Below are 21,850 nucleotides of genomic sequence, written 5' to 3' on the forward strand. Positions count from 1 at the left end.
ATCAATCCGCCAAGCCATACTGCCCCTGCTTCTGATTAGACGGCGTGTAAGTACTTGGAGCAGAGTTCCTTACAGTGACACCACTATCCTGGTGACTCGAATGCCCTTCGCTCTTCGATGGCGAAGGAGGCGTGTAAGTGCCCGGGGGCCGACCATCAGCACTAGGAGTTGAGGCCGCACTGCCACCTATCTGCGAATATGCCATGAAGCTACCCAGCGTGCCCTGGAAGAACATGGCCGCCATTGGGGGCGCAGTCAGAATCAAGGTCGTCAGGATCAATCCCATGCCGCCCTGCTGCATCGCCTGGCTGGTCATGCCGTCGCTGGAGGCGCCCTCGAGCAGGAACTTGTTGACCAGGGCGGTGGACCAGAACGCGGTCGAGACACGGATCACCATGTCCAGCGCGATCGATACCATCGCTGCGAGTACCGCCATCGAGAACATCGTGCCGATGCCGTAGAACAGCCATCGCTGGAACAGCTGCTTGGTCTGGTCGAACAGCAGGCACAGAATGAACAAGGGACCCAGGCCGATGAACAGCGCCAGCGCGACCTCGTAGAGCAGCAACATCGCACCAGCGGTGACCGCCGGGCCGCCCGTGCCCAGGCCGATGAACCACAGCGCCCGGGTCTTGTCCGCCTGCAACCCTGGATCATTCAGGATCTTGATGCCATCAATGCTCGACAGCGCCACCTGCATCCACGCCAGGCTCTTGTCGATCTGGTCATCCGGGCCTTGTCTTTTCCGGCTAATCAGGCATTTCTACGTTTTCAGCCAGAAACTCATAAGCGCAACCTCAGAAGTTCTCAAACTCAGGCTCGGTGCATCCAGAATAAATCACTTTACAGCCATCGCTCCCCTGCTTTAAGCACGCATCCACAGCCATCTTACTCGCAGCATCAACAGATGCCGCACGCGCAAACGTGGAGCCACCAAATCTTGCATCACTGGGGGATACGAATGCTGCACATTGATTATTGAACTCCAATACCACCCTGCAATCCGTAGCCCCCCGCTGTGCGCAATTAGCAAGGGACTCCGAAGCCGCATCCCTCTTCTTTCGCTTACCGAGAGCCACGCCGACATCGCCCCCCTTCGCTAAAGCGATGGCCCCCCAAGTCTTGATCCAACGCCCTGTCGCAACAGGCGACGCTTGGCCTGCTCCAGTGGTACCACCTGGGATGGGAGCACAGCCGCCGACTCCCTGACCACCAATTGGATACTGACCAGGAGGACACCTACCTTCTGCGTTGGCCGTCTGTGGCAATTGGCACGCAATGATTCCCAGACCCAGCAGGATTACTGCACCTGAATAGACACGAATTGACTTCATCTCCGGCCTCTAGTTCGAAGCTAAGCCTTTACGGCCAGTATCAGAATTGCCTGACCCAGCTGTGGAGTTGCTGCCAGTGACTACGACATTGCTCCCAACTGAAGTCGATCCACCCGATTGACTGCCACCGCTCGTTGAAGGTTTATCCGGCGTGTAATAGCTACCCGGCGTGATCAGGCCTTTGACGTCCTCGTTGAGGAATTTCTGCAGGTTGCTGCCGAACATCGCCATGCTGGTGGCAACGCTCACAATCAACGCCGCGCGCGCCATGTTGGTCACCAGCACCATCATGGAGTCGCGGCTGCGGCCGGTGACGATCCGGAAGCCCTGGATCAGCACCCACAGGGTCATCAGTATCAGGGCGATGCTATCGACCCACGCCATCATGTTGCCGAGCAATTCGATGCCGAACTCGTCAATCCTCTTGCGCGGATACGACAGGATCGACCGGAAGAACACGAAGTCCCCGATCGATCAGACCCACATGGCGTTTTGAGATAAGCATCCAGCCAACGCACATGCATTGAGCCTGATCACGAACGTGGCGCCGTTGAACAGACTTCAATTGAGTCAACTCAACTTTCAAAATTTTCGAAAAACTGGCTCGGAGCAATCAGCGTAAAAAACGGTGCACTTTTTGCCACTCGGATCCACGCACTTTCTCTGCGCTTCTGCAATCGCAATCCTCTTTTTTGGAGCACGGCCAACCGCAGATTGGGCTCCAGGTAAATCAGCAGATGGAACTAACCATGCCACGCATTGGTTTGAGTAGGATACCGTAACCTTGCAATCCCGTGCTCCACCACCAGCGCACCGCCGCATGGCTTCAGAAGCAGCAAGCTCTGCAGATCGCATATCTGAGACCATTCCCACCTCGGAAGTAGCAAGAGAGGTCGCTATCGCTCCCCAAGTGCTGATCCATTCGCCTGTGGGTCGAGGCGGCAAGGGTATCTGGTCACCTGATCCAGCAGCGCCGCCAGGAATTGGAGCGCAGCCGCTCGCGCCCTGCCCCCCAATTGGGTAGAAGCCCGGAGGGCAACTTCCGCCCTCTGCACGACCAAGATTTGGAAGAAAGGCGCCAAGAACACCAAACGATGCCAACAAAATGAACGGATACATGCGCATGATATGACGACTCTCCAATTTCTGCGGAAACCCTTCCGCTTTCAGTCAACGAGTGGGCGCATTTCCAAGCGCTCCGGGAGTGTGGCTCGGCGCATCATGACTTGGCGCCACCTTCGGCATCGTCAACTGACTGCTCTCTGCGCGCCTCTCGGTACTCGTGGGATCAGTAGGCTTGTAACTACCCGGCGGCTGTCCATTGGGTCCCGGCGCAGCAGCAACCGGGCTGCCACCTATCTGCGAATATGCCATGAAGCTACCCAGCGTGCCCTGGAAGAACATGGCTGCCATTGGGGGCGCAGTCAGGATCAGCGTCGTGAGAATCAGGCCCATGCCGCCCTGCTGCATCGCCTGGCTGGTCATGCCGTCGCTGGAGGCGCCCTCGAGCAGGAACTTGTTGACCAGGGCGGTGGACCAGAACGCGGTCGAGATACGGATCACCATGTCCAGCGCGATCGATACCATCGCTGCCAGTACCGCCATCGAGAACATCGTGCCGATGCCGTAGAACAGCCATCGCTGGAACAGCTGCTTGGTCTGGTCGAACAGCAGACACAGAATGAACAAGGGACCCAGGCCGATGAACAGCGCCAGCGCGACCTCGTAGAGCAGCAACATCGCACCAGCGGTGACGGCCGGACCGCCCGTGCCCATGCCGATGAACCACAGCGCCCGCGTCTTGTCCGCCTGCAACCCTGGATCATTCAGGATCTTGATGCCATCAATGCTCGACAGCGCCACCTGCATCCGCTTCCTGGTCCCGGCTATGGGATACGAAATTCAGGGGCAAGGTCACACACTCAACATTACCACCTAGATCGGCCGTTCCAGCTCACCCACAAATGAGATGGCCTGCTCTTCAGCAGGCCATTCCCAACATGCAAAGGCCGATTCAAGGATCCCGTCCATGATTCGACTGGCATAGCTTAGAAAGATTCAAATATTGGCTCAGCACAATCCGTGTACAACACCTTGCATTGCCCACCACCGTTCTTCGCGCAGTAGGAGAGAACCCGACTGGTCGCCTCCTCTCTTGAGCCGGCGACGGAAATTGAAACTATTCCCTTACTGCCCGGCTCGGGATTGGCATACGCAACGCATTGATTCTTATAGGTCGTACTAACTTTGCAGTCAGTCGCGCCATGGGTCGCGCAACGCGACAAGGCCTCAGATTCCGCCTCTCGTTTAGATCGCTTTCCCACTGAAGCTCCCATGTCGCCGGTTACCACAGCGTCTGCAATGGCCCCCCAAGTTTTGATCCAACGACCAGTCGCAACAGGACCACTTTGCCCTTCGCCTGCCCCTGAGCCCGGTATTGGCGCACAGCCACCAACCCCCTTCTGCTGGTCACCCACTGGATACTGCCCAGGCGGGCAGCGGCCTTCTGCTTGGGCGTTCCCCGCTAACAACAAGATCAGGAAAATCCCAGTCGCGATAATGAAGGCCGAGATATTCTTCACGTCACCACTCCAATACACATGGAAATTACTGCTTACCAGGATGAGTCGCTCGCAAGCCGGTATCAACCACTCTTGTTGCATCTGATTGTGGCAAAGTCATGCGCGCAGCCGAGTGCTTATCGTGGACACCATCGTCCGCCCCTGCGCGCCCCTTCTCCGGAGCGGCCGGCGTGTAGTAGCTACCCGGCGGCTGCCCACTCGGGCCCGGTGCCTGCGCAACCGGGCTGCCACCTATCTGCGAATACGCCACGAAGCCACCCAGCGCGCCCTGGAAGAACATCGCAGCCATTGAGGGCGCAGTCAGAATCAAGGTCGTCAGAATAAGGCCCATGCCGCCCTGCTGCATCGCCTGGTTGGTCATACCGTCGCTGGATGCTCCCATGAGTGGGAACTTGTTCACAAGCGCCGTCATCCAGAACGAAGCCGACACGCGGATCACCATGTCCAGCGCGATCGATACCATCGCTGCCAGTACCGCCATCGAGAACATCGTGCCGATGCCGTAGAACAGCCATCGCTGGAACAGCTGCTTGGTCTGGTCGAACAGCAGACACAGAATGAACAAGGGACCCAGGCCGATGAACAGCGCCAGCGCGACCTCGTAGAGCAGCAACATCGCACCAGCGGTGACGGCCGGACCGCCCGTGCCCATGCCGATGAACCAAAGCGCCCGCGTCTTGTCCGCCTGCAACCCCGGATCATTCAGGATCTTGATGCCATCAATGCTCGACCGCGCCACCTGCATCCACGCCAGGCTCTTGTCGATCTGGTCTTCCGGCTGCTGGTCCTTGCCGATCACCACGTGGGTGTGATCAGGCCTTTGACGTCCCCACGCGCACGCCACTCTACAATCAGAATGCCTTGAATTCGGACATGCTGAAGGCCGAATACACTACCTCAAACGTCTGACCACCTAAGGACGCTCTGAAAAATCCCTTGGTAGTGCCGGCCGCTGGCCGGCAGTCTGAGCGACAATGACGGCATACCTTGGAGCCATCGATGCAGCTGACATTTGGCGACGCCGAAGGCTTGGGCAAGCGCATGCAGACCCGACGCGAGATCTTCCTGGCCGAGATGAAGCAGGTAGTGCCGTGGAAGGCGCTGCTGACTCAGATCGAGCCGCACTATCCACGCTCAGGCCGCGCGGGTCGGCCGCCGTATTCGATGGAGACGATGCTGCGTATCCACCTGCTACAGCAGTGGTACGCGTTGAGCGATCCAGGCGCGGAAGAAGCGCTGCACTAGATCGCTTCGATGCGGATGTTCGCCCGGCTCAGCGGGCTCGATGTAATCCAGGATGAGACCACGATCCTCAACTTCCGTCGTCTGCTGGAGGAGCATGGCCTGGAGGCGGTGAATGCGCACCTTGCGCGCAAAGGTCAGAGCCTGCGCGCAGGCACGATCGTGGATGCCACGATCATCCACGCGCCGAGCTCGACCAAGAACGCCACCAAGGCACGTGACCCGGAAATGCATCAAACCCGCAAGGGCAACCAGTGGCACTTCGGGATGAAGGCGCACATCGGCGTTGATGAATTGTCCGGGCTGGTGCACCACGTGAAATACACGGCAGCCAATGTCAGCGATGTCACCGTCACCGATACGCTTACGCTGTTTGCGCTATCCAACTTGTGGATGCTGCGCCGGCAGCTCATGCCGGCATAGGGGTTAGTCCGCCCCGAGGTGCCCGCAGGGCACTTTGGCCGCGGCAAAACAGGGTAGTACTTCTGCGACTGCCGGCTCTGAAAAGCCGAGGATTCAGAAATGCTGCGCGCAACGAGGGTTGTTCAGAGCATCCCTAGTGCTGCTGTGAATTATGGCTGCAATGTGTCTAGGAAAGTCGGGGTAATTGACAAAGCCGCCGAATGAAATCCCAGTCAAATCCAAAGGAAACTCAGAATGCTTCGAACAGGGGCTCACTGCAATCGGTGTACTTAATTGTACAAGTTCCGCCACCATTTTCTGCGCAATACTTCAAAACTGCCTCAGTAGCAACCTCTCTCGAAGAACCACCTGCCATTGATATCTTTCCGCCAGAACCCGGCTCGGGAGCTGCCAAGGCAGCACACTGATTCTTGTACGTAAGACCCACAGCGCAGTCCTGCGCGCCATAAGCTGCGCATCGAGATTGAGCTTCCGCGACAGCTTCTGCCTTCGCACGTTTCCCAACCGATGCACCGACGTCACCCGTTGCCACCGAACGAGAGATGGCCCCCCATGTTTTTATCCAGCGCCCGGTCGCCCTAGGACTCGGTGGTTCAGTTCCACTCACGCCCCCGGGGATTGGAGCACAGCCACCAACCCCTTGGCCCCCAATCGGATACTGACCAGGTGGACAGCGGCCCTCTGCATATGCAAGTACAGGCAAGGCGAACAGAAGCATCGGCAGAACGAATTTTCCAAAATTCATGAGCTCTACTCAATAGCCATGTAATGAAGCCAACTCAAGTTAAGGATTCCCAACAAGAAGGCTAGCGATTCGCCCCTCGAAGGCCCGTATCCTGGGTCCCCAAAGTGGAGTTCTGCGGCAATGTCATGCGCGATATCCCAGCTGTCGCATCCTGAGTGTTGGTGGGTGCACTTGTATTACTAGATGGCTTATCCGGCGTGTAATAGCTACCCGGCGGCTGTCCATTAGGTCCCGGCGCAGCAGCAACCGGGCTGCCACCTATCTGCGAATATGCCATGAAGCTACCCAGCGTGCCCTGGAAGAACATCGCTGCCATTGGGGGCGCAGTCAGGATCAGGGTCGTCAGGATCAATCCCATGCCGCCCTGCTGCATCGCCTGGCTGGTCATGCCGTCGCTGGAGGCGCCTTCGAGTAGGAACTTGTTGACCAAGGCGGTGGACCAGAACGCGGTCGAGACACGGATCACCATGTCCAGCGCGATCGATACCATCGCTGCCAGTACCGCCATCGAGAACATCGTGCCGATGCCGTAGAACAGCCATCGCTGGAACAGCTGCTTGGTCTGGTCGAACAGCAGACACAGAATGAACAAAGGACCCAGGCCGATGAACAGCGCCAGCGCGACCTCGTAGAGCAGCAACATCGCACCAGCGGTGACGGCCGGACCACCCGTGCCCATGCCGATGAACCACAGCGCCCGGGTCTTGTCCGCCTGCAACCCTGGATCATTCAGGATCTTGATGCCATCAATGCTCGACAGCGCCACCTGCATCCACGCCAGGCTCTTGTCGATCTGGTCTTCCGGCTGCTGGTCCTTGCCGGTCACCACGTGGGTGATCAGGCCTTTGACGTCCTCGTTGAGGAATTTCTGCAGGTTGCTGCCGAACATCGCCATGCTGGTGGCAACGCTCACAATCAACGCCGCGCGCGCCATGTTGGTCACCAGCACCATCATGGAGTCGCGGCTGCGGCCGGTGACGATCCGGAAGCCCTGGATCAGTACCCACAGCGTCATCAGCACCAGGGCCATGCCACCGACCCAGGACATCATGCGCCCCATCAGGTCGATGCCGTAGTCACTGATCCTGTCGCGCAGGTAATCCATGATCAGCTTGAAGAAGACGAAATCGCCGATCGACTGGACACGCACCGCGTAGCCCAGCAGATCCTGCAATCCGCCTGAGAAATCAAAGTTGGCCAGCCACCTGATCGTCATTTCCACAATCCCTTGGTAATTCCGTTACTGCATGAAATGCCGCATTGCTTTGCAGCGCATGTCTACGTATTAGCGGCCTGCAATCACTTGACGCTGAGCGCGGCCTTCAGTGCGGTGGTCTTGACCATGTCGCTGATCAGCTGCTTGGTCGGGTCCCCCTTCAATGCGGCCTGCGCCACCACCTTCTGGTTGGCCTCCATGACCTCGATATAGGCATCATAGGATTTCATCCGTGCTTCCCAGCTCTGGGCAAGTGCGGCAATGTCATTGGCGGTGCGGAGCGATTCGCTGTCGGCACCCTGCACGGTGCCCTGATCGTTGTTGGTCAGGCGGATCTTGAGGATGCGGGTCAAGGAGTTGTTGATGCGCGGAACGGTCTGGGTCAGGAAATCGATCGCGTCGTTGTACTTGCGGTTCTGCATCATCCGGATGTTGACGCAGATCTGCATCTGCTGCTCCTTCACATCCGCCTGCGGATTGAACACGAACACCTTGAAGGCGGACTCCAGGTTGAAGTCCAGCGCCTTGCCACAGGTTTCGGCAACCAGATAGTTCGGCGCCACCGGCACCAGCGGCGCGCTGTCGGGCATGCCGAAGCTGTTCACCGCCGCCTGCACCTGGATCAGCGCCTGGCGATACTGCTCCAGCGTGCGGATCCAGCGGGTGTTCTGCTCGACGTACTCGGCCGCGTCCTGCGCTTTGGCCGCGTAGGCAGTCGCCTCGGTCTTGTAGGTATTGATCTGATTGAGCAGGTGCTGGATGAGGCTGGCACCGGTCTCCTGCACGGGAATCCAGGCGCTGACATTGCCGGTGCCGAGCGCCATCATGGCTGCCACGGTCATCGCTGCAAGACGGGGCGCGCGGCGGCGGGGCAAGGAAGTTTGCTTGGTATTGTTCATATCAGTCTCCATTGATCGGAACTCGTAGTCTTCGGGCAGGCCGTCTTGCGGATCAGGTAACAGTGTCGCGCGCTTCGACAGCCGCCTTGCCCGAGCCCTTTCGTTTCCTGTAGAACTCGCTCAACCACTGCTCGGGAGTGAGGTCAGCCTGGGAGACGCCTTCCGTGCGCGCAGCCTCCAGCAGTACCCGGTGCATCACCTCGATATTGTCGGTAGATGCGGAAATCACCGACAGGATGTCGTCCATACCACGCAGGTTGAGCTGGCAGACGCTGGAGGCATGACCCTGCTTGACCAGGAAGCAGCGCGAGCGCTCGTCCAGGGCTGTAACCACCCTGAACTCGGCCTCGGTCAGTTTCAGGCCGTCCATGTAGTCGCTCTTGCTGGCGTTCGGGTTCGGCAGCAGGATCAACGTGGCAGTCTGCTCGATCAGCGCTGCCGAGATGTCGCTCTTCAGCGCGTCCTCCGGGCTCTGCGTCGCGAAGATGCCCAGGCCATTCTGCTTACGAATGGTCTTCTGCTTGTTCTTCGCGAACTCCTTCAGGCCACCTTCGCCATCCAGGATCTTCCAGAATTCGTCCATCACGTAGATCAGCGGACGACCATCGATCAGCGACTCCAGGCGGTGCAGCAGGTAATTGATGACCGGCACGCGCACTTCGGGATTGTCGATGATGTCGGTGTAGTCGAAGCCGATGATGTTGGCCTTGCTCAGATCAACGGTGTCGACCGGATTGTCGAATACCCAGCCCAGCGAATTGCCCGAGGTCCAGCGACGCATGCGCGCGTAGAGGCCATCGTCACCCATGTTGGGCAGGCTCTTCTGGAAGTTGGTCATGCTGCGCAGGTGCATCGGCGTATCAAGCATGCTTTCCACCGCGCGATAGATATCTTCTTCCTCGCGCGCGCTGTACTCACGCTTGCCGGCCAGGACCTTGATCAGGTCGGCCAGGAACTGCACGTTGGCTTCGTTGTTCTCGCACTGGAACGGGTTGAAGCCGGTCGGCGCGCCGTTCTCCAGGGCCAGGTAGTTGCCTCCGCAGGCACGCACGAATATCTCCGCGCCGCGATCCTTGTCGAAGAAGAAGATGGTCGGCGACGGCTCGTACTTCTGCACCTGGCTGAGCAGGAAGTTGATCAGCGCGGTCTTACCGGTACCGGACTTGCCGATCACCATGGTGTTGGCGATCGCCTTCTCACCCAGCGAGTTTTCCGACGGGTGGGTCGCGTGGAAATTGAAGTAGTACGGCTGGCCATTGGTGGTCTGCAGCGTGGTGACGCAGTCGCCCCACGGGTTGTTGTGCTGCTTGCCGGTCGCGAAATTGTGCAGCGGCGACAGGCCCAGGAAATTCAGCGAGCTGACATTGGCCAGGCGGGTGCGATAGCGCCAGTTGCCCGGCAGCTGCGAATAGAAGGACGAGGTAACCGCCAGGTCTTCCTTGGTCGACACGAAACCGGCGTTGGACAGCTCGGCACGGGTCGAGGCGACATTCTGCGAAAGCTTGGCCTGCGTGTCGCCGTAGACCGCCATGATGAAGTGGTATTCACCCAGCACGAAGTTGCCCGACGACAGCTGATCCATGGCCTGGTCGAGCTCGACGATCTGGCTGACCGCCTTGTCGCCGGAGGAGATCATCATGCCCTTGGTGCGGTCGAGCACCTTCAGCGCGTCCTGGCGCCCCATCGGGCTGAACGAATGGGTGATGACGTATTCGTAGTCCAGGTACTTCAGGCCATTGAGGATGCCCGGGTAAGTGCCCTCGGCATACTCCTTGATGTTCAGAATGGCGCCGAAGTGGTTGGCACCATTGGGGGTATTGATCGCGAAATCGCCGGTCTTGGCCGAGAACATATGGCGGCTGACAGGCAGGTAGTCCTTGATCGATGCCGACAGCACCGGCACCGGCTCGTCGATGCGATTGATCAGGTAACCGAACAGCTCCAGCGTTTCCGAGAACACCACGCCGTTCTTGGCCTCGTACATTCCCAAGCGGTATGGCGCATAGTCCCGGATGACGGCCTCGACGTTGCCGGCCAGCTCCATCAGCTTTTCGACCGCCTGCTCCTGCTCGGCGCGCAGCTTGTCCACGTTCGCCGACTTCTCTACGAAGCGCTTACCCGCCACCACGGGGCGGTAGATCATGGTCAGGTACAGCTCGTTCTGCATGATGCGCTGCGAGGACAGCATGCCCATGTACTGGTCGGACACGTCCTGGTTGAAGCGCTGCTTGTAGTTGCTCTTGCCCTTCAGCGTGCGACGGCGACGGATGTCGTGCACCCAGAACGCCACGTTCACGAAGTCCGGTGCACGCAGCGTCTGCAGCAGGCGGTTGAACGTGTTGTGGCGATGCTCGAGCTCCCACTCCTCACGACCCACGAACGGCAGCCCTTCCAGATGCCAGGTCAGCAGGTAGTCGCCGCCCGTGGTCTTGACCACGTTCGGGGCAACATGCGACGACAACGGAATGAACTCGCTGATGGAGGTGTCAGGGCTGAACATACGACTGCTTCCAAAGAGGTACTGCCAAGGAGTTTCAAGAGACCCGGCGGGCGCGGACGCCCGCCAGGCCGGATCCGGACCTCAATCCATTCGGGCCGGCTTGTCGCGGTAATGGTTGGGGTTGAACACCCACATGCCATCGTGTTCCTGCACGTTGCGCACCTTCAGCTTGAACATCAGGCGCAGGCCCAGCAGCCGGAAGATCATTTCGTCACGCTTGGCCATGTGCCGCATGATGAAGACCGCCACCGGAATGGTGAGCAGGAACCAGAAGTTCGTGTACATGCTGAGCAGCAACAACCCACCGGCCACCATGAAAAATGGCAGGTAGGGGACGCCCAGGAACATCGCTGGGCGCGTGCAGCCGCGGAACACGACGTTCTTATGCACTGTAGTACTGGATCGCGTTGTTGATCAGGTAGTAGGTGGTGCTGGTGCCAGCACCGCACTTGCCATCGCTGCCTTCGCCCAGCAGCATGCGCGCGATCTGGCCAGCGGCACCGATCAGCACGCCACCGATCAGGATCGGCGCGACGTCACCGATGCGCTTGTGCGCGAAGGCGATCTGGTAGCCGGCGAAGATCACCGCAATGGTCACCACGGCGATCGAGGCCATGTTCAGCAGGCCGTTGATGTTGGAGAAGAAACCGCAGACCTTCTTGTCGGTGCCGCCGAAGTCGGTGCTGGTGGCGAACACCTGCGGGGCGAACAGTGCGCCAACGAAGATCGTGGCCATCAGCAGGGTCTTCAGCGTGCGCTGGGCCTGGACGAGGTCGAGATTGGATCGCTTCATGGATTGATTTCCTTGTTGATGGACTAACACAACTGAATCGACCAGCCGGGGGACTGGCCGCACCACGACTTCGTCAGAACACGAAGGCCGCATCCCCTGCGGGAATCTGCTGCACCGGCGCAGCCTGCACCGGTGCGTTGAATGAATTTTCGCCACCGGCCACAGGCTGGTTGCGCTCGCTCCAGGGCCGCAGCATCACGGGCCCCTCGTTGCCGGCGCCGGCAGCGCCCGGCAACTGCTGCGGCATGGCCATTGCCTGCGCCGGACTCTGCTGAGGCAGCTGCTGCGGCATGCCACCGGCCTGTTGCTGCGGATAGGCGGCCCCTTGGGTGGGCTGCGCCTGTGGCTGCATCATCCGCTCCACCGAGCCCAGCACTACCTTGGACAGCGCCTGGTCGGCGATGTTCAGCAGGCTGCCCCGCGCCATTGCACCGGTGGACGGGTACACGACATAGGCGCGTGCGGGATCTTCCGACGGCACGTACACGGGGCCATTGGATTGAGCAACGATGCGCGCCTGCGCCGGCGAAGCCAGCTGCGGGTGATGCTCGACCTTCACCGCGCGGCGCTCCCCCCGACTGACCACGTCGATCGGTGCGACACCATTACTGGCGACCTGCTGCCCGCGGCGGATCGAGTCGTAGATCTTCTGCACGTAGCCATGACGGAAGCCGGTCTCGAAATTGCCCGAGTAGTAGCAGCTGAACGACTTGCCCCAGTCACCACCGGAGCGCTTGTAGCACTCGGCGAGGATGCGCGAACCTGCCTGCAGGTTCGGGCACTGCTGGAAGGCCTTCTCGTAGGAATCCAGGCCGTACTTGCCCAGGTTGTAGCGATTGACCTGAGCCAGCCCGATCGAGAAGTTGTAGCCCTTCTCTTCCAGCATGCGCACCGTCGCCAGTGCTTCATCCAAGGCCTTGGGCTGGCGCACCAGTGCGCCGCCGACCACGCCGATGGCGTAGGGATTGCGCGACGATTCGACGTTGATGACGTGCTGCATCACATCCATCGATACGGCCATCTCCGGGCACGCCATCATTTCCAGTCCTGGCAGCATCCTTCAGCCCTCCTGCCCCTGGGCACGCCCAGGATTGAAGTCGATGCCGGTGATGTAGCGCGAGCCGGCATGCGCCTTGATATGCACGACGATGTCGATGGTCATCATCAACAGTCGCTTGATCACGTTGAATTCAAGGCCCGAACCTTCGGTCGAGGCCTTCACCATCAATGCCAGCTGGTCCCAGGTCTGCTCTGGACTGCCAGCGTGGCAACTGGTGATCGAACCCGGGTGGCCCGATGCACAGTTGCGAATGAAGTAGAACGCCTCGTCACCGCGCAGCTCGGCGAGGATGATGCGTTCGGGCTTCATGCGCAGGCAGGCCTCCATGCAGCTCTTGGCCGTCACATTGCTGGTGCTCTGCCCGCCTTTGGAATACAACAGGTGCACGACGTTGGGCTGGGTCAGGAACAGCTCGCGCGCGTCCTCGATCGTGACCAGGCGCTCGTTGTCCGGGATATGGTTGACCAAGGCCTTCATGAAGGTGGTCTTGCCGCTACCGGTCGCACCGGATACCACGATGTTCTTGCGGTACATCACCGCACGCCGGAAGAACTCGGCGTACTCGCGCGAATGGCGCAGCTCCAGCAGCTCGCGATCCTGCTCGCTGATGCTGCCATCGCTTTCCAGGATCTGATTGAAGAAGCCGTCTTCGTGATACTGGCTGAGCGACTTGGTGTGCTTGGACGGCAGACGGATGGTGATCGACACCTTCCCTGCATCACATGCCGGCGGAATCACGAACTGCGCACGCTGGCCGGTGGGGAACGTGAGCGACACGACCGGATCGGCATCGGTGATGCGCTGGCCGGTGTTGCTCTCGTTCACCACCGCCGTGCAGAACTGCCGGGCCCGCTCGAAGGTCAGGCTCGGCACGTCCACCCGCTGCCACCCGGCCCGCGTTTCCAGGTACAGCTCACCGGGACGGTTGATGCAGATTTCCGTCACTTCCGGGGATGTCATGTACTCGGCGATGCCCAGCACTTCGTACTGATAGCGCAGGAAATCGCTGGAGACGAGGGCGAGGGGTGACACTTCAGCGTCCATGATCGTTCGTTGGGTTACCGGCGGGGGTGCAGCACGTTGGTGAAGTCGACGTCCTTGGCAACGTAGACGTTCACGATCGTGCCCTGGTTGATGGTGACGGTCGGCGGACGACGGTTGCTGCTGAGTGCTTCGTTGGCCAGGCGCTCCATCGTGCGTGCGGTAGCACTCTCATAAGGCGACTGCACCGTCATGCCGTTGTTGGCGATGGTGGTCGTCTCCGGACCGTGTTCGGCGGCCGCGTACTTGAAGGCGTCGGAAATCAGGCTGATCATCAGCGCCGAGGCGATACGGCTGCCCCAGTGCGCGCTGTACTGGCCCGGATGACCGGCACCGCCCAGCTGATCCACGCCCGGGCTGGACATCGCAACGTCGATGCCATTCGGAGTGGTGATGCGATCCCAGATCACTTCCACGCGCTTGCCCATCGGACCGCCGCCGTAGGCGCCATAGATCTTGGAGCCCTTCGGCAGCAGCAGGTTGCGACCGTTGATCGAGTACACCGGCTCGGTCAGCAGGCACGAGGTATAGCCGGCGAGATCGGTGATGATTCGGGTTTCCAACACGCAACGCAGGTAGGTGCCACGCACCAGCAGCGCGTCGGGGCTCTGGATATAGGTGGCGCTGGAGACATCCTCGACGTCCGGGCCGCGGCGAACCTTTGCCGGCGCCGCCTGATTGTTGGGCAGCTGGGCCAGCATGGCACGGGTGTACTCATCCATGCCGCGGCCGCCATTGCCCCCGTTGCCATCCTGTCCATCACCACCACCCACCCCGCTCCCGGAGCCGATGCGGCGGTCCAGCAAAGTCGGGCCACGGTCCATCTCGCGCGCCGAATCGGACTGGGGAACGAACAGCGGGGTGGAATCCAGCGGCGGCGGCGGTAGCGGCGGCGTCATCGGAATCGGATCAACCGGTTGCATGGCCTGGGAGGGCACCGGACTCGTCTGCACGGCGTCCGGCAGAGTCGGCGTAGACACGCGCGCAACGTCCGGCACCTTCTGCACAGCGTCCTTGTCATCCTGGCCCTTGCGGAACAACAGGAAGCCCATGGCCACCAGCAGCACCACGATGCCGCCGAGGAACATCAGCGCCTTGCGGTTCAGCCGCTGTTCTTCGGCCGAGCGCAGCTGCGGTGCGGCCGCATCCAGATCCGGCGCAGGCTCGGCCTGGGTCGTGCCGAAGTATGGATTCGACTGCGCGTCCGGGGCACCCTGTGCGCCGTACGGGCTCTGGCTCTCGTCGCGTCCGTTGTTCGGGTCGTTTCCGGGAGTGTTCTGCTGGCTCATTTCTTCACGTTCCTTCGCAGGCCGACGACGAAGTCGCCGTGGCGGATGACCAGGTACGGGTGCGTCCCGTGCACGATCAGCGTATTGCCTTCAACCGTGGTGTTGACCACGAAGTCTTCACCGTATTCCGTTTCGCGACCGAAGACCGCCGGGAAGATGCCTGTCTTGTACTCCGGCGAATTCGGCAGTTTCAGATAGGTGAAACGACCATCGTCATAGGCGTTGACCGGGATCAGCCACCCCATCTTTTTCGCCTTGCTGGTCGAATAGGAGTAGTTGAAGTTGTACTGGCGGTCCTTGGCCAGTTCGGAGCTCAACAACGGCTTGGCCTCTTCCTCGACCGCTTCCTGGGCGACGCCGAACACGGTGTCGTTCGGATAGACGAAGGCGATCTTGTACTGCACGCCTGCACGACGGGCCTGTTCCAGCTGGCGCCAGTCGGTGGCCACCACCTTCAACTCGAAGATGTAGGAATGGGTCTCGGTGCGCACCATCATGTTGGTGTCGACGTCGACGTTCTTCGGCTTGAGGTAGAACACGTTCTCGCGACGGGTCAGTTCCCAGCCGCTGCTGAAGCCGGTGCTGTAGTCGAGGATCTTCTCGTTCGGGCTCAACTCGATCTGGGTGGTCAGGCCCAGGCCGGTGCGAACCGGATAGATGCGGTCCTTCTCGTACTCGTAGTGGTCAACCGCCTGCGCCATCGCCGCCGCTGGGAACAGCAACGACAACATCGACAGCAGCGCCAGCGCGCTTCCCCTGATATTTCGACTACTCATCGGTTGCTTGCTCCATCAGCAGTTCCGGTGGAATTGTTCTGCGCCGGCCTCATGGCCGGCTGTCCGGGCATGGCCTGCCCCGGCATTGCTTGCCCCTGCACCGGCTGACCCGGCATGGGTTGACCCTGTACGGGCTGGCCCGGCATCGGCTGGCCCGGCACCTGGCCGTTGGCCGGAACCGCGACCGGCTGGCCGGTGGCCGGATCGATCATCGTGGCCGCGGCCGGGTTGTTGGGATCGTAGACGCCCTGCGCCTGCTGCGCGGCCTGCGCGGCCTGTGCAGCCTGCTGCGCCTGTGCCTGCATGGCGCCGTCATCCGGCACCGGCACGCCACGCGAGTAATCGTTGTCGACGCGGTACTCGGTGACCTGGAACGCCAGCGGGTTGAGGATGCGATCCTGCTCGGACAGCGCCAGGTTCTGGTTGTAGCCGAAGCGCATCGTCACCAGCTGGTTGTCCAGGTAGGTAGAGACGCCGGTGCGCTTGTCCAGCAGGCTGCGCTGTATGCGCACCGAAGCGCCGCGGAAGCTGCCGTTCGGCTCGGCCCCCAGTGGCGTGATGCTGAGGATCTTGACCCGGATGGCGCGCTCGCGACCGTACATCACGAACGGGTTCTGCGGGTTGTTGCCGGCATAGCGGACCCGCATGGACTGCGCTACCGGATCGGTGGACATCACGAACACCAGTTCCCAGTCGCGCAGGCCCATCACCGCCGAGTCGTACGATTCGCGCGCGAGCACGTACTGGGCGACGTTGCTGCGATTGATCGCTTCGTTGGTGGTGATCGTCTCGCCCTGGAAGGTGCCACTCAGGCGCGCGACGGTCGCGGTGCCGGTGTAGGCATCGGCCATCACCAGGAACGGCACCTTCTCCTTCAGCGGCAGCATGTAGTAGTAGCCGCCCGCCAGGGCGAGCGACATCAGCAACGAGCCTGTGGCGACCCACCATGCGCGCCGCTCGCTGCGGCGCGCCATGTCGGCCACGGTGATCTCGTAGCTGACCGCCTTGGCGACCGACTGCTCGACCTTGGGACTATTGCCGGGATCCTTCTTGCGGAACATGGATTCTTCCGTACTGCTGAAACATCAATGGGCGTGGCACCCCTGCGACAGGCGCGGGGAGCGGCACGTTCGATGATTTCGAGGTGGACTCAGGTGCCGCTGCTGGAATCAGCGCCCTGCGCCGACGCGGTCGGCGTCGAGCCTGCGCTCTGCACAACGATCTGGTTGCCAACGATGGAGACGGAGATGCCCTGCGCTGCATAGGCTGCGGTCAGATCGATCACGGCCTGCTGTGCATTGGTGGTGTCGATGTTCGAGACCGCGCCGAACAGCGTGAAGTCCGAGCTGAGGCGGTAGTCCAAGGTGCGTCCAGAATCCTTGGCCCAGCGCTCGAGCATGGCTTTGAGCGTGCCATCCATCGGCGAAGCCTGGTAGACGTAGCTGGAGTACAGCGGGATCTCGGTCGTTGCCGCAGCGAAGCGGTTGACCGGCTTCCAGCGGCCTCCGAAATCGGGAGCGGACTTGGTGGCACAACCGGCCACCATCAGCGCCGCCACTGCGGCGATGGATATTTTCGCGATAAACGCCTGATTCATACGGGCTTCACTTTGACGTACGAAAAAGCAGTCCCGAGCATTGGTCCCCTGGTCGTCCGGCGCTGCATCGCGCACGCCGGAATCGGAGGGAAGCGCTGCTGCGTGCAGCACACCCGCTCCGGCTCCCCTGCAGCCCCAAAGGCTGCCAACCAGGTCGCAGGGCCGCCGGACGTTGCCGACCGCGCACCCGCATACCTCACCAACGTCGAAACCATCCTTGTTTCCATGGCACAAACTCCTGGCCACCCTACTGCTACAACTTTGACATCCAGCACACATTTCTGGATGACAGACACAGGGTCGCACAACCACGCGTCAATTCCATGTCAGACAAGTCTGAAAATCCATGAACAGATGCCAAATTATTGACCTCCGTCACTAATTCACATTCTTAAATGTGAATCAATTTCACAAATTTAGCGACGTGAATTAGACATTAAGCATTGGAACGTCCACCTTCGGCAGCAGCCTGGAGGTGAAGTAGCGGTCCTTGTAGTAGCGGATCTTGTCGCATTTCACCGGATGCGGTATGCCCTCATACAGGAACACCTCCATGTCCGGCCCCATCGCTTTCAACTCCTGCGGCAGCATCAGCGCGCGCCGTTCCTCGGTGAAGTTGTGGGTCTTCTCGCGGGCGTGGGTGACGTTCTTCCTGCGCACCGTGGTGTAGCCCAGCATGTCCGAGTAATCGTTGGCATCCTGCTGTTCACGCGGCGCGTAGAGGATCTGCAGCGCGTGGTTGGTGATGATCGTGCGCGAGACTTCCCGGCCGTAGGTGGCATCAAGCTGGGACATGCTCTGGATGATCGGCAGCAGGCGGATGTTGTAGCCGGCCATGTAGGAGACCGCCGAGGCGATGATCTCCACCTTGCCGATCGAGGTGAATTCGTCCATCAGCAGCAGGCACTGGTACTTCAGGTCCGGGTTGGACTTGGGCAGTTCCTTCGTGTTGAGGTTGATCAACTGGCTGAAGAACAGGTTGATGATCAGCCGGCTCTCGGCCAGCTTGTTCGGCTGGATGCCGATGTAGATGGTCATCTTCTTCTTGCGGACGTCGGTCAGCAGGAAGTCGTTGCAGCTGGTCGCCTTGTCCAGCACCGGATTGATCCAGGGATTGAGCGGTTCCTTGAAGGTGCCCAGGATCGAGGCGAAGGTCTCGTCGGCCTGGGACAGCATGTTGGCGAACGCCGAGCGGGCGTTGGCACTGAGGAACGGCCGCTCCGACAGGGTCTTGAGGTACTTCTTCAGGTCGGTGCCGTCACCGGAGGACAACCGGTACACCGCGCCCAGCGTGGGCGTGCCCGAGCCGCCCGGGAAACCGCTGCTGCGCTCGTCGTCCCAATTCTCGAACAGGTACAGGGTGAAGGCCATGAACGCGTTGCGTGCCTGGCTGACCCAGAATTTCTGGTCCTCGGCCCCGTCCGGATATAGCATCGCGGCGATGCTCATCAGGTCCGAGACACGGAAGGCCGGATCGTCGGAGACGTAGCTGAGCGGGTTCCAGCGGTGCGTGCGCCGATCCTCGGCGAAGGGATTGAACAGGTAAATCTCCTGGCCCTGGCTGGCGCGCCAACCGCTGGTCAGGTCGAAGTTCTCCTGCTTGATGTCCAGCACCACCAGTGATTCGCCGTACTCCAGCAGGTTCGGAATGACCACGCCCACGCCCTTGCCCGAACGGGTCGGCGCGGCCAGGATCACGAACTGCTGGCCATCCAGGCGCACCAGCTTGCCACCATGGCTGCCGACCACGATGCTCTGGCCGGTCTTCTTGAACATGCCGTGCTTGGCAAGGTCGGCACCGGTGGCAAAGCGCGCGTCGCCGTGCAGCGAGCGCTTGTCCTTCTTCAGCAGCAGCACCAGGCCAGTCACCAGCAGCACCAGCAGCGGCAGGCCAAAGCCCACGTAGCCGGCCCATTTGATCTTGCCCACGAAGGGCGCAACCTGCGGCTGGCCGATGGCGTGGAAGTACTGGTAGTACGTATTCCAGGTGAACAGCTGGGTGTCCAGCCCCAGGAACAGCAGGGTCAGGTAACCGGAAAACACGAAACCAAGCAGCAGGGTCGCCAGCGTGATGATGGCGATGAGCGGATACTTCTTACTGGGCAACACCCGAATCCTCCATGATGCGCACGCGGCGCGACGGCCTAGCGGTGGCGCCAGCGCGACGCCTTCTTCCGCAGGTGGTTCTCGTTCTCCAGCCCGGGCTCCTCGCCCTCCTCACGCACCAGTTGTAACAAGCGTTGGCGCGCTTCGGCCAGAGATATCAGGTCGGTCAGACGATCCCCATCGTCGGCGACGACCGCATGGCCGACCACATCGCCCGGAGCGTACACCGGCGCGTAGGACACCGCTACCAGCTGATAGCGCCCGCGCGACTCCAGCACGTGCTTGAACTCCTGCATCGATCCGCCTCCTTGTTTGAGCAACGCTACAGTGCCCTGCACCACCATCATGCCCACAGGCATGTCATCTGCGCATGCACACCAGCGGCACGGATTGGCGGACCATCCCGCAGCGGAACCGGCATCACCACCGATCAAACACTGATTTACCCCCGGCGTGGCTGCTCCTGTTGCGGTGCAGCAGTACAATGGCTGGCTCCCCGCCTCCATCGCGCCCGCATGAGCCCCAACTCTTCCCTGGCTGCGCGGCTGACGCCCCGTCAGCGCACCCTGATCATCCTCGCCCTTTCACTGGGCGGCTTCGCCATCGGCACCAGCGAGTTCGCCAGCATGGGCCTGATGCTGGAGATCAGCCGCGGCCTGTCGATCTCCGAAACCCAGGTCGGGCACCTGATCAGCGCCTACGCAATCGGCGTAGTGGTCGGCGCTCCGATCCTCGCCTTCGTAGGTGCCAGCTTCCCGCGCCGCAAGCTGCTGCTGGCGCTGATGGGCTTCTACGCGGTCGGCAACCTGGCCAGCGCGCTGGCGCCGAACTATGCCACGATGCTGGTGGCGCGCTTCGTTGCCGGCCTGCCGCATGGCGCTTACTTCGGTGTTGCGATGCTGGTGGCCGCGGCGATCAGTCCCGCCGGCCAGCGCGGCCAGGCGATGTCGCGCGTGCTGCTGGGCCTGTCGATCGCGATCCTGGTCGGCAATCCGCTGACCACCTGGCTGGGCCAGCAGCTGAGCTGGCGCACCGCCTTTGCCCTGGTCAGCGTGCTGGCCATCGCCACCGTGGCGATGATCGCGCGCTTCCTGCTGCCGGACCCGGATGAAGTACGCACCTCACCGATGCGCGAGCTGCGCGCCTTCAACACCACCCAGGTGTGGCTGGCGCTGGCGATCGGTGCGGTCGGCTTCGCTGGCATGTTCTGCGTGTTCACCTACCTGGCACCGACCCTGGTGCAGGTCACCGGCGTGGCCGAATCGTGGATGCCGCTGGCGGTGGGCGTGTTCGGCATCGGCGCGATCATCGGCAACATCGCCGGTGGCTGGCTGGTGGACAAGTTCCACTTCAAGGCCGCCGCCGTGGTGCTGCTGTGGTCGATTGTGATGCTGCTGCTGTATCCACTGGCCGCGCAGTCGGTGTGGACCATCGGCCCGATGATCGTCACCGTCGGCACCATGGGCGCGCTGGCGGCGGTGCTGCAGACCCGCCTGATGGACGTGGCCGGTGAAGCGCAGACGCTGGCGGCGGCCTCCAACCACGCCGCGTTCAATACCGCCAATGCACTCGGCCCGTGGCTGGGCGGCATGGCGATCAGCGCTGGCTTCAGCCCGGCCAGTACCGGCTACGTGGGTGCGGCTACCGCGATCGGCGGCCTGCTGCTGTGGTGCGTGGCGGTGATGCTGGACAAGAAGCGCAGGACCGCCGTCGCCGGCAGCCACTGAACATCGCGCCGGATCGTCAGTCGCTGCCCCTGCGGCGGTGGCGATCCGGTCGCAGCAGCGCTATATCGCCGGCCGCCAGGGTCGGCCGCGCCAGCTCACCGCGCTTCACGCGGTCCAGCACCCGCCGCGAATTGGCTGCACAGTCGATGCCGTCCGGCCGCGCCTGGATGTCCTCGATCAGGGCCAGCAGGTGCGCCCGGCTCTCTGCCAACCGCAGCTGCAACGCCTCGATGTCAGCCACCTTCTTCTGCAGCATCGTGATCAACGCATCATGCTGCCACTGGCCCATGTCCGGTGGCAGCAGGGCACGGATCTCTTCCAGGCTGAAGCCTGCACGCTGCGCACCCGTGATCAGCTCCAGCAGCAGCACCGCCTGTTCCGGATAATCGCGGTAGCCATTGGCCTGGCGCTGCACCACCAGCAGCCCCGCGTCTTCATAGAAACGAATGCGCGACGCCGCGAGGCCTGTGAGGCGGGCCAGCTCACCGATCTTCATCTGCCTGAATCCTCGACATGGGAA

Annotated in this window: 18 protein-coding genes and 6 pseudogenes; 2 read left to right on the forward strand and 22 right to left on the reverse strand. The window is 61.3% G+C overall.

The window, feature by feature from the left end; genetic code table 11:
* Position 1 precedes the first annotated feature (1 nt).
* From ACYKG1_RS13140 to ACYKG1_RS13170, 7 genes and pseudogenes are all read right to left on the reverse strand, one after another.
* Positions 2 to 745 (reverse strand): annotated as a pseudogene (locus ACYKG1_RS13140) (TrbL/VirB6 family protein); the annotation flags it as partial.
* Positions 746 to 797: 52 nt separating this feature from the next.
* A complete protein-coding gene (locus ACYKG1_RS13145) occupies positions 798 to 1,334 on the reverse strand; it encodes a DUF4189 domain-containing protein (protein ID WP_111175862.1) in 537 nt (178 codons plus the stop codon).
* Positions 1,335 to 1,502: 168 nt separating this feature from the next.
* Positions 1,503 to 1,805, reverse strand: a pseudogene (locus ACYKG1_RS13150) (TrbL/VirB6 family protein); the annotation flags it as partial.
* Positions 1,806 to 1,916: 111 nt separating this feature from the next.
* A complete protein-coding gene (locus tag ACYKG1_RS13155; protein ID WP_308307016.1) occupies positions 1,917 to 2,459 on the reverse strand; it encodes a DUF4189 domain-containing protein in 543 nt (180 codons plus the stop codon).
* 45 nt (positions 2,460 to 2,504) lie between these two features.
* Positions 2,505 to 3,203: pseudogene (locus ACYKG1_RS13160) on the reverse strand (type IV secretion system protein); the annotation flags it as partial.
* Positions 3,204 to 3,382: 179 nt separating this feature from the next.
* The gene (locus ACYKG1_RS13165; RefSeq protein WP_258014708.1) at positions 3,383 to 3,997 is read right to left on the reverse strand and encodes a DUF4189 domain-containing protein; all 615 of its coding nucleotides are present in this window, start codon (positions 3,995 to 3,997) and stop codon (positions 3,383 to 3,385) included.
* Positions 3,942 to 4,744: pseudogene (locus ACYKG1_RS13170) on the reverse strand (TrbL/VirB6 family protein); the annotation flags it as partial. The pseudogene ACYKG1_RS13170 and the gene ACYKG1_RS13165, both read right to left, overlap by 56 nt.
* Positions 4,745 to 4,915: 171 nt before the next feature.
* Between ACYKG1_RS13170 and ACYKG1_RS13175 the strand changes: the two are divergent.
* Positions 4,916 to 5,524, forward strand: a pseudogene (locus ACYKG1_RS13175) (IS5 family transposase); the annotation flags it as partial.
* 286 nt (positions 5,525 to 5,810) lie between these two features.
* On the opposite strand, the gene ACYKG1_RS13180 reads toward ACYKG1_RS13175, so the two are convergent.
* The 14 genes and pseudogenes from ACYKG1_RS13180 to ACYKG1_RS13245 form a co-directional block, all read right to left on the reverse strand.
* Positions 5,811 to 6,326 carry a DUF4189 domain-containing protein gene (locus ACYKG1_RS13180; RefSeq protein WP_478408994.1) on the reverse strand — a complete coding sequence of 172 codons (516 nt, stop codon included), beginning with the start codon at positions 6,324 to 6,326 and terminating at the stop codon, positions 5,811 to 5,813.
* A 61-nt stretch (positions 6,327 to 6,387) separates the two neighbouring features.
* Entirely contained in the window at positions 6,388 to 7,542 is a 1,155-nt protein-coding gene (locus ACYKG1_RS13185; RefSeq protein ID WP_478472751.1) for a TrbL/VirB6 family protein, read from the reverse strand.
* Positions 7,543 to 7,625: 83 nt separating this feature from the next.
* A complete protein-coding gene (locus ACYKG1_RS13190; protein ID WP_262083352.1) occupies positions 7,626 to 8,441 on the reverse strand; it encodes a hypothetical protein in 816 nt (271 codons plus the stop codon).
* Between the two features lie 52 nt (positions 8,442 to 8,493).
* Complete coding sequence (locus ACYKG1_RS13195) at positions 8,494 to 10,941, reverse strand: VirB4 family type IV secretion/conjugal transfer ATPase (protein ID WP_478470700.1); 2,448 nt, start codon at positions 10,939 to 10,941, stop codon at positions 8,494 to 8,496.
* 81 nt (positions 10,942 to 11,022) lie between these two features.
* Positions 11,023 to 11,331, reverse strand: a complete 309-nt coding sequence (locus ACYKG1_RS13200) for a VirB3 family type IV secretion system protein (RefSeq protein WP_100049996.1) — start codon at positions 11,329 to 11,331, stop codon at positions 11,023 to 11,025.
* Positions 11,324 to 11,734, reverse strand: a complete 411-nt coding sequence (locus ACYKG1_RS13205) for a TrbC/VirB2 family protein (protein ID WP_100473219.1) — start codon at positions 11,732 to 11,734, stop codon at positions 11,324 to 11,326. Before ACYKG1_RS13205 ends, ACYKG1_RS13200 begins: the two co-directional genes overlap by 8 nt.
* A gap of 579 nt (positions 11,735 to 12,313) precedes the next feature.
* Positions 12,314 to 12,791, reverse strand: a pseudogene (locus ACYKG1_RS13210) (lytic transglycosylase domain-containing protein); the annotation flags it as partial.
* 3 nt (positions 12,792 to 12,794) lie between these two features.
* Positions 12,795 to 13,838, reverse strand: a complete 1,044-nt coding sequence (gene virB11 / locus ACYKG1_RS13215; protein ID WP_100473221.1) for a P-type DNA transfer ATPase VirB11 — start codon at positions 13,836 to 13,838, stop codon at positions 12,795 to 12,797.
* Between the two features lie 14 nt (positions 13,839 to 13,852).
* On the reverse strand, positions 13,853 to 15,124 hold the full coding sequence (locus ACYKG1_RS13220) for a TrbI/VirB10 family protein (protein ID WP_262083355.1): 1,272 nt from the start codon (positions 15,122 to 15,124) through the stop codon (positions 13,853 to 13,855).
* A complete protein-coding gene (locus ACYKG1_RS13225) occupies positions 15,121 to 15,900 on the reverse strand; it encodes a TrbG/VirB9 family P-type conjugative transfer protein (protein WP_100473223.1) in 780 nt (259 codons plus the stop codon). Before ACYKG1_RS13225 ends, ACYKG1_RS13220 begins: the two co-directional genes overlap by 4 nt.
* The gene (locus ACYKG1_RS13230; RefSeq protein ID WP_262083356.1) at positions 15,897 to 16,961 is read right to left on the reverse strand and encodes a VirB8 family type IV secretion system protein; all 1,065 of its coding nucleotides are present in this window, start codon (positions 16,959 to 16,961) and stop codon (positions 15,897 to 15,899) included. Before ACYKG1_RS13230 ends, ACYKG1_RS13225 begins: the two co-directional genes overlap by 4 nt.
* Before the next feature lie 89 nt (positions 16,962 to 17,050).
* Positions 17,051 to 17,497: a hypothetical protein gene (locus ACYKG1_RS13235; RefSeq protein ID WP_100473225.1), complete on the reverse strand. Its 447-nt coding sequence runs from the start codon at positions 17,495 to 17,497 to the stop codon at positions 17,051 to 17,053.
* A 429-nt stretch (positions 17,498 to 17,926) separates the two neighbouring features.
* Entirely contained in the window at positions 17,927 to 19,606 is a 1,680-nt protein-coding gene (locus tag ACYKG1_RS13240; protein WP_100473226.1) for a type IV secretory system conjugative DNA transfer family protein, read from the reverse strand.
* Positions 19,607 to 19,641: 35 nt separating this feature from the next.
* A complete protein-coding gene (locus ACYKG1_RS13245; RefSeq protein ID WP_014037656.1) occupies positions 19,642 to 19,899 on the reverse strand; it encodes a hypothetical protein in 258 nt (85 codons plus the stop codon).
* A 219-nt stretch (positions 19,900 to 20,118) separates the two neighbouring features.
* Here ACYKG1_RS13245 and ACYKG1_RS13250 point away from each other — a divergent pair, with 219 nt between their 5' ends.
* Positions 20,119 to 21,330, forward strand: a complete 1,212-nt coding sequence (locus ACYKG1_RS13250) for an MFS transporter (RefSeq protein ID WP_262227284.1) — start codon at positions 20,119 to 20,121, stop codon at positions 21,328 to 21,330.
* Positions 21,331 to 21,346: 16 nt separating this feature from the next.
* Here the strand turns inward: ACYKG1_RS13250 and ACYKG1_RS13255 are convergent, their stop codons facing one another.
* On the reverse strand, positions 21,347 to 21,826 hold the full coding sequence (locus tag ACYKG1_RS13255; RefSeq protein WP_478470701.1) for a MerR family transcriptional regulator: 480 nt from the start codon (positions 21,824 to 21,826) through the stop codon (positions 21,347 to 21,349).
* Positions 21,827 to 21,850 lie beyond the last annotated feature (24 nt).

The organism is Stenotrophomonas sp. 85239_Sma (assembly GCF_056481725.1).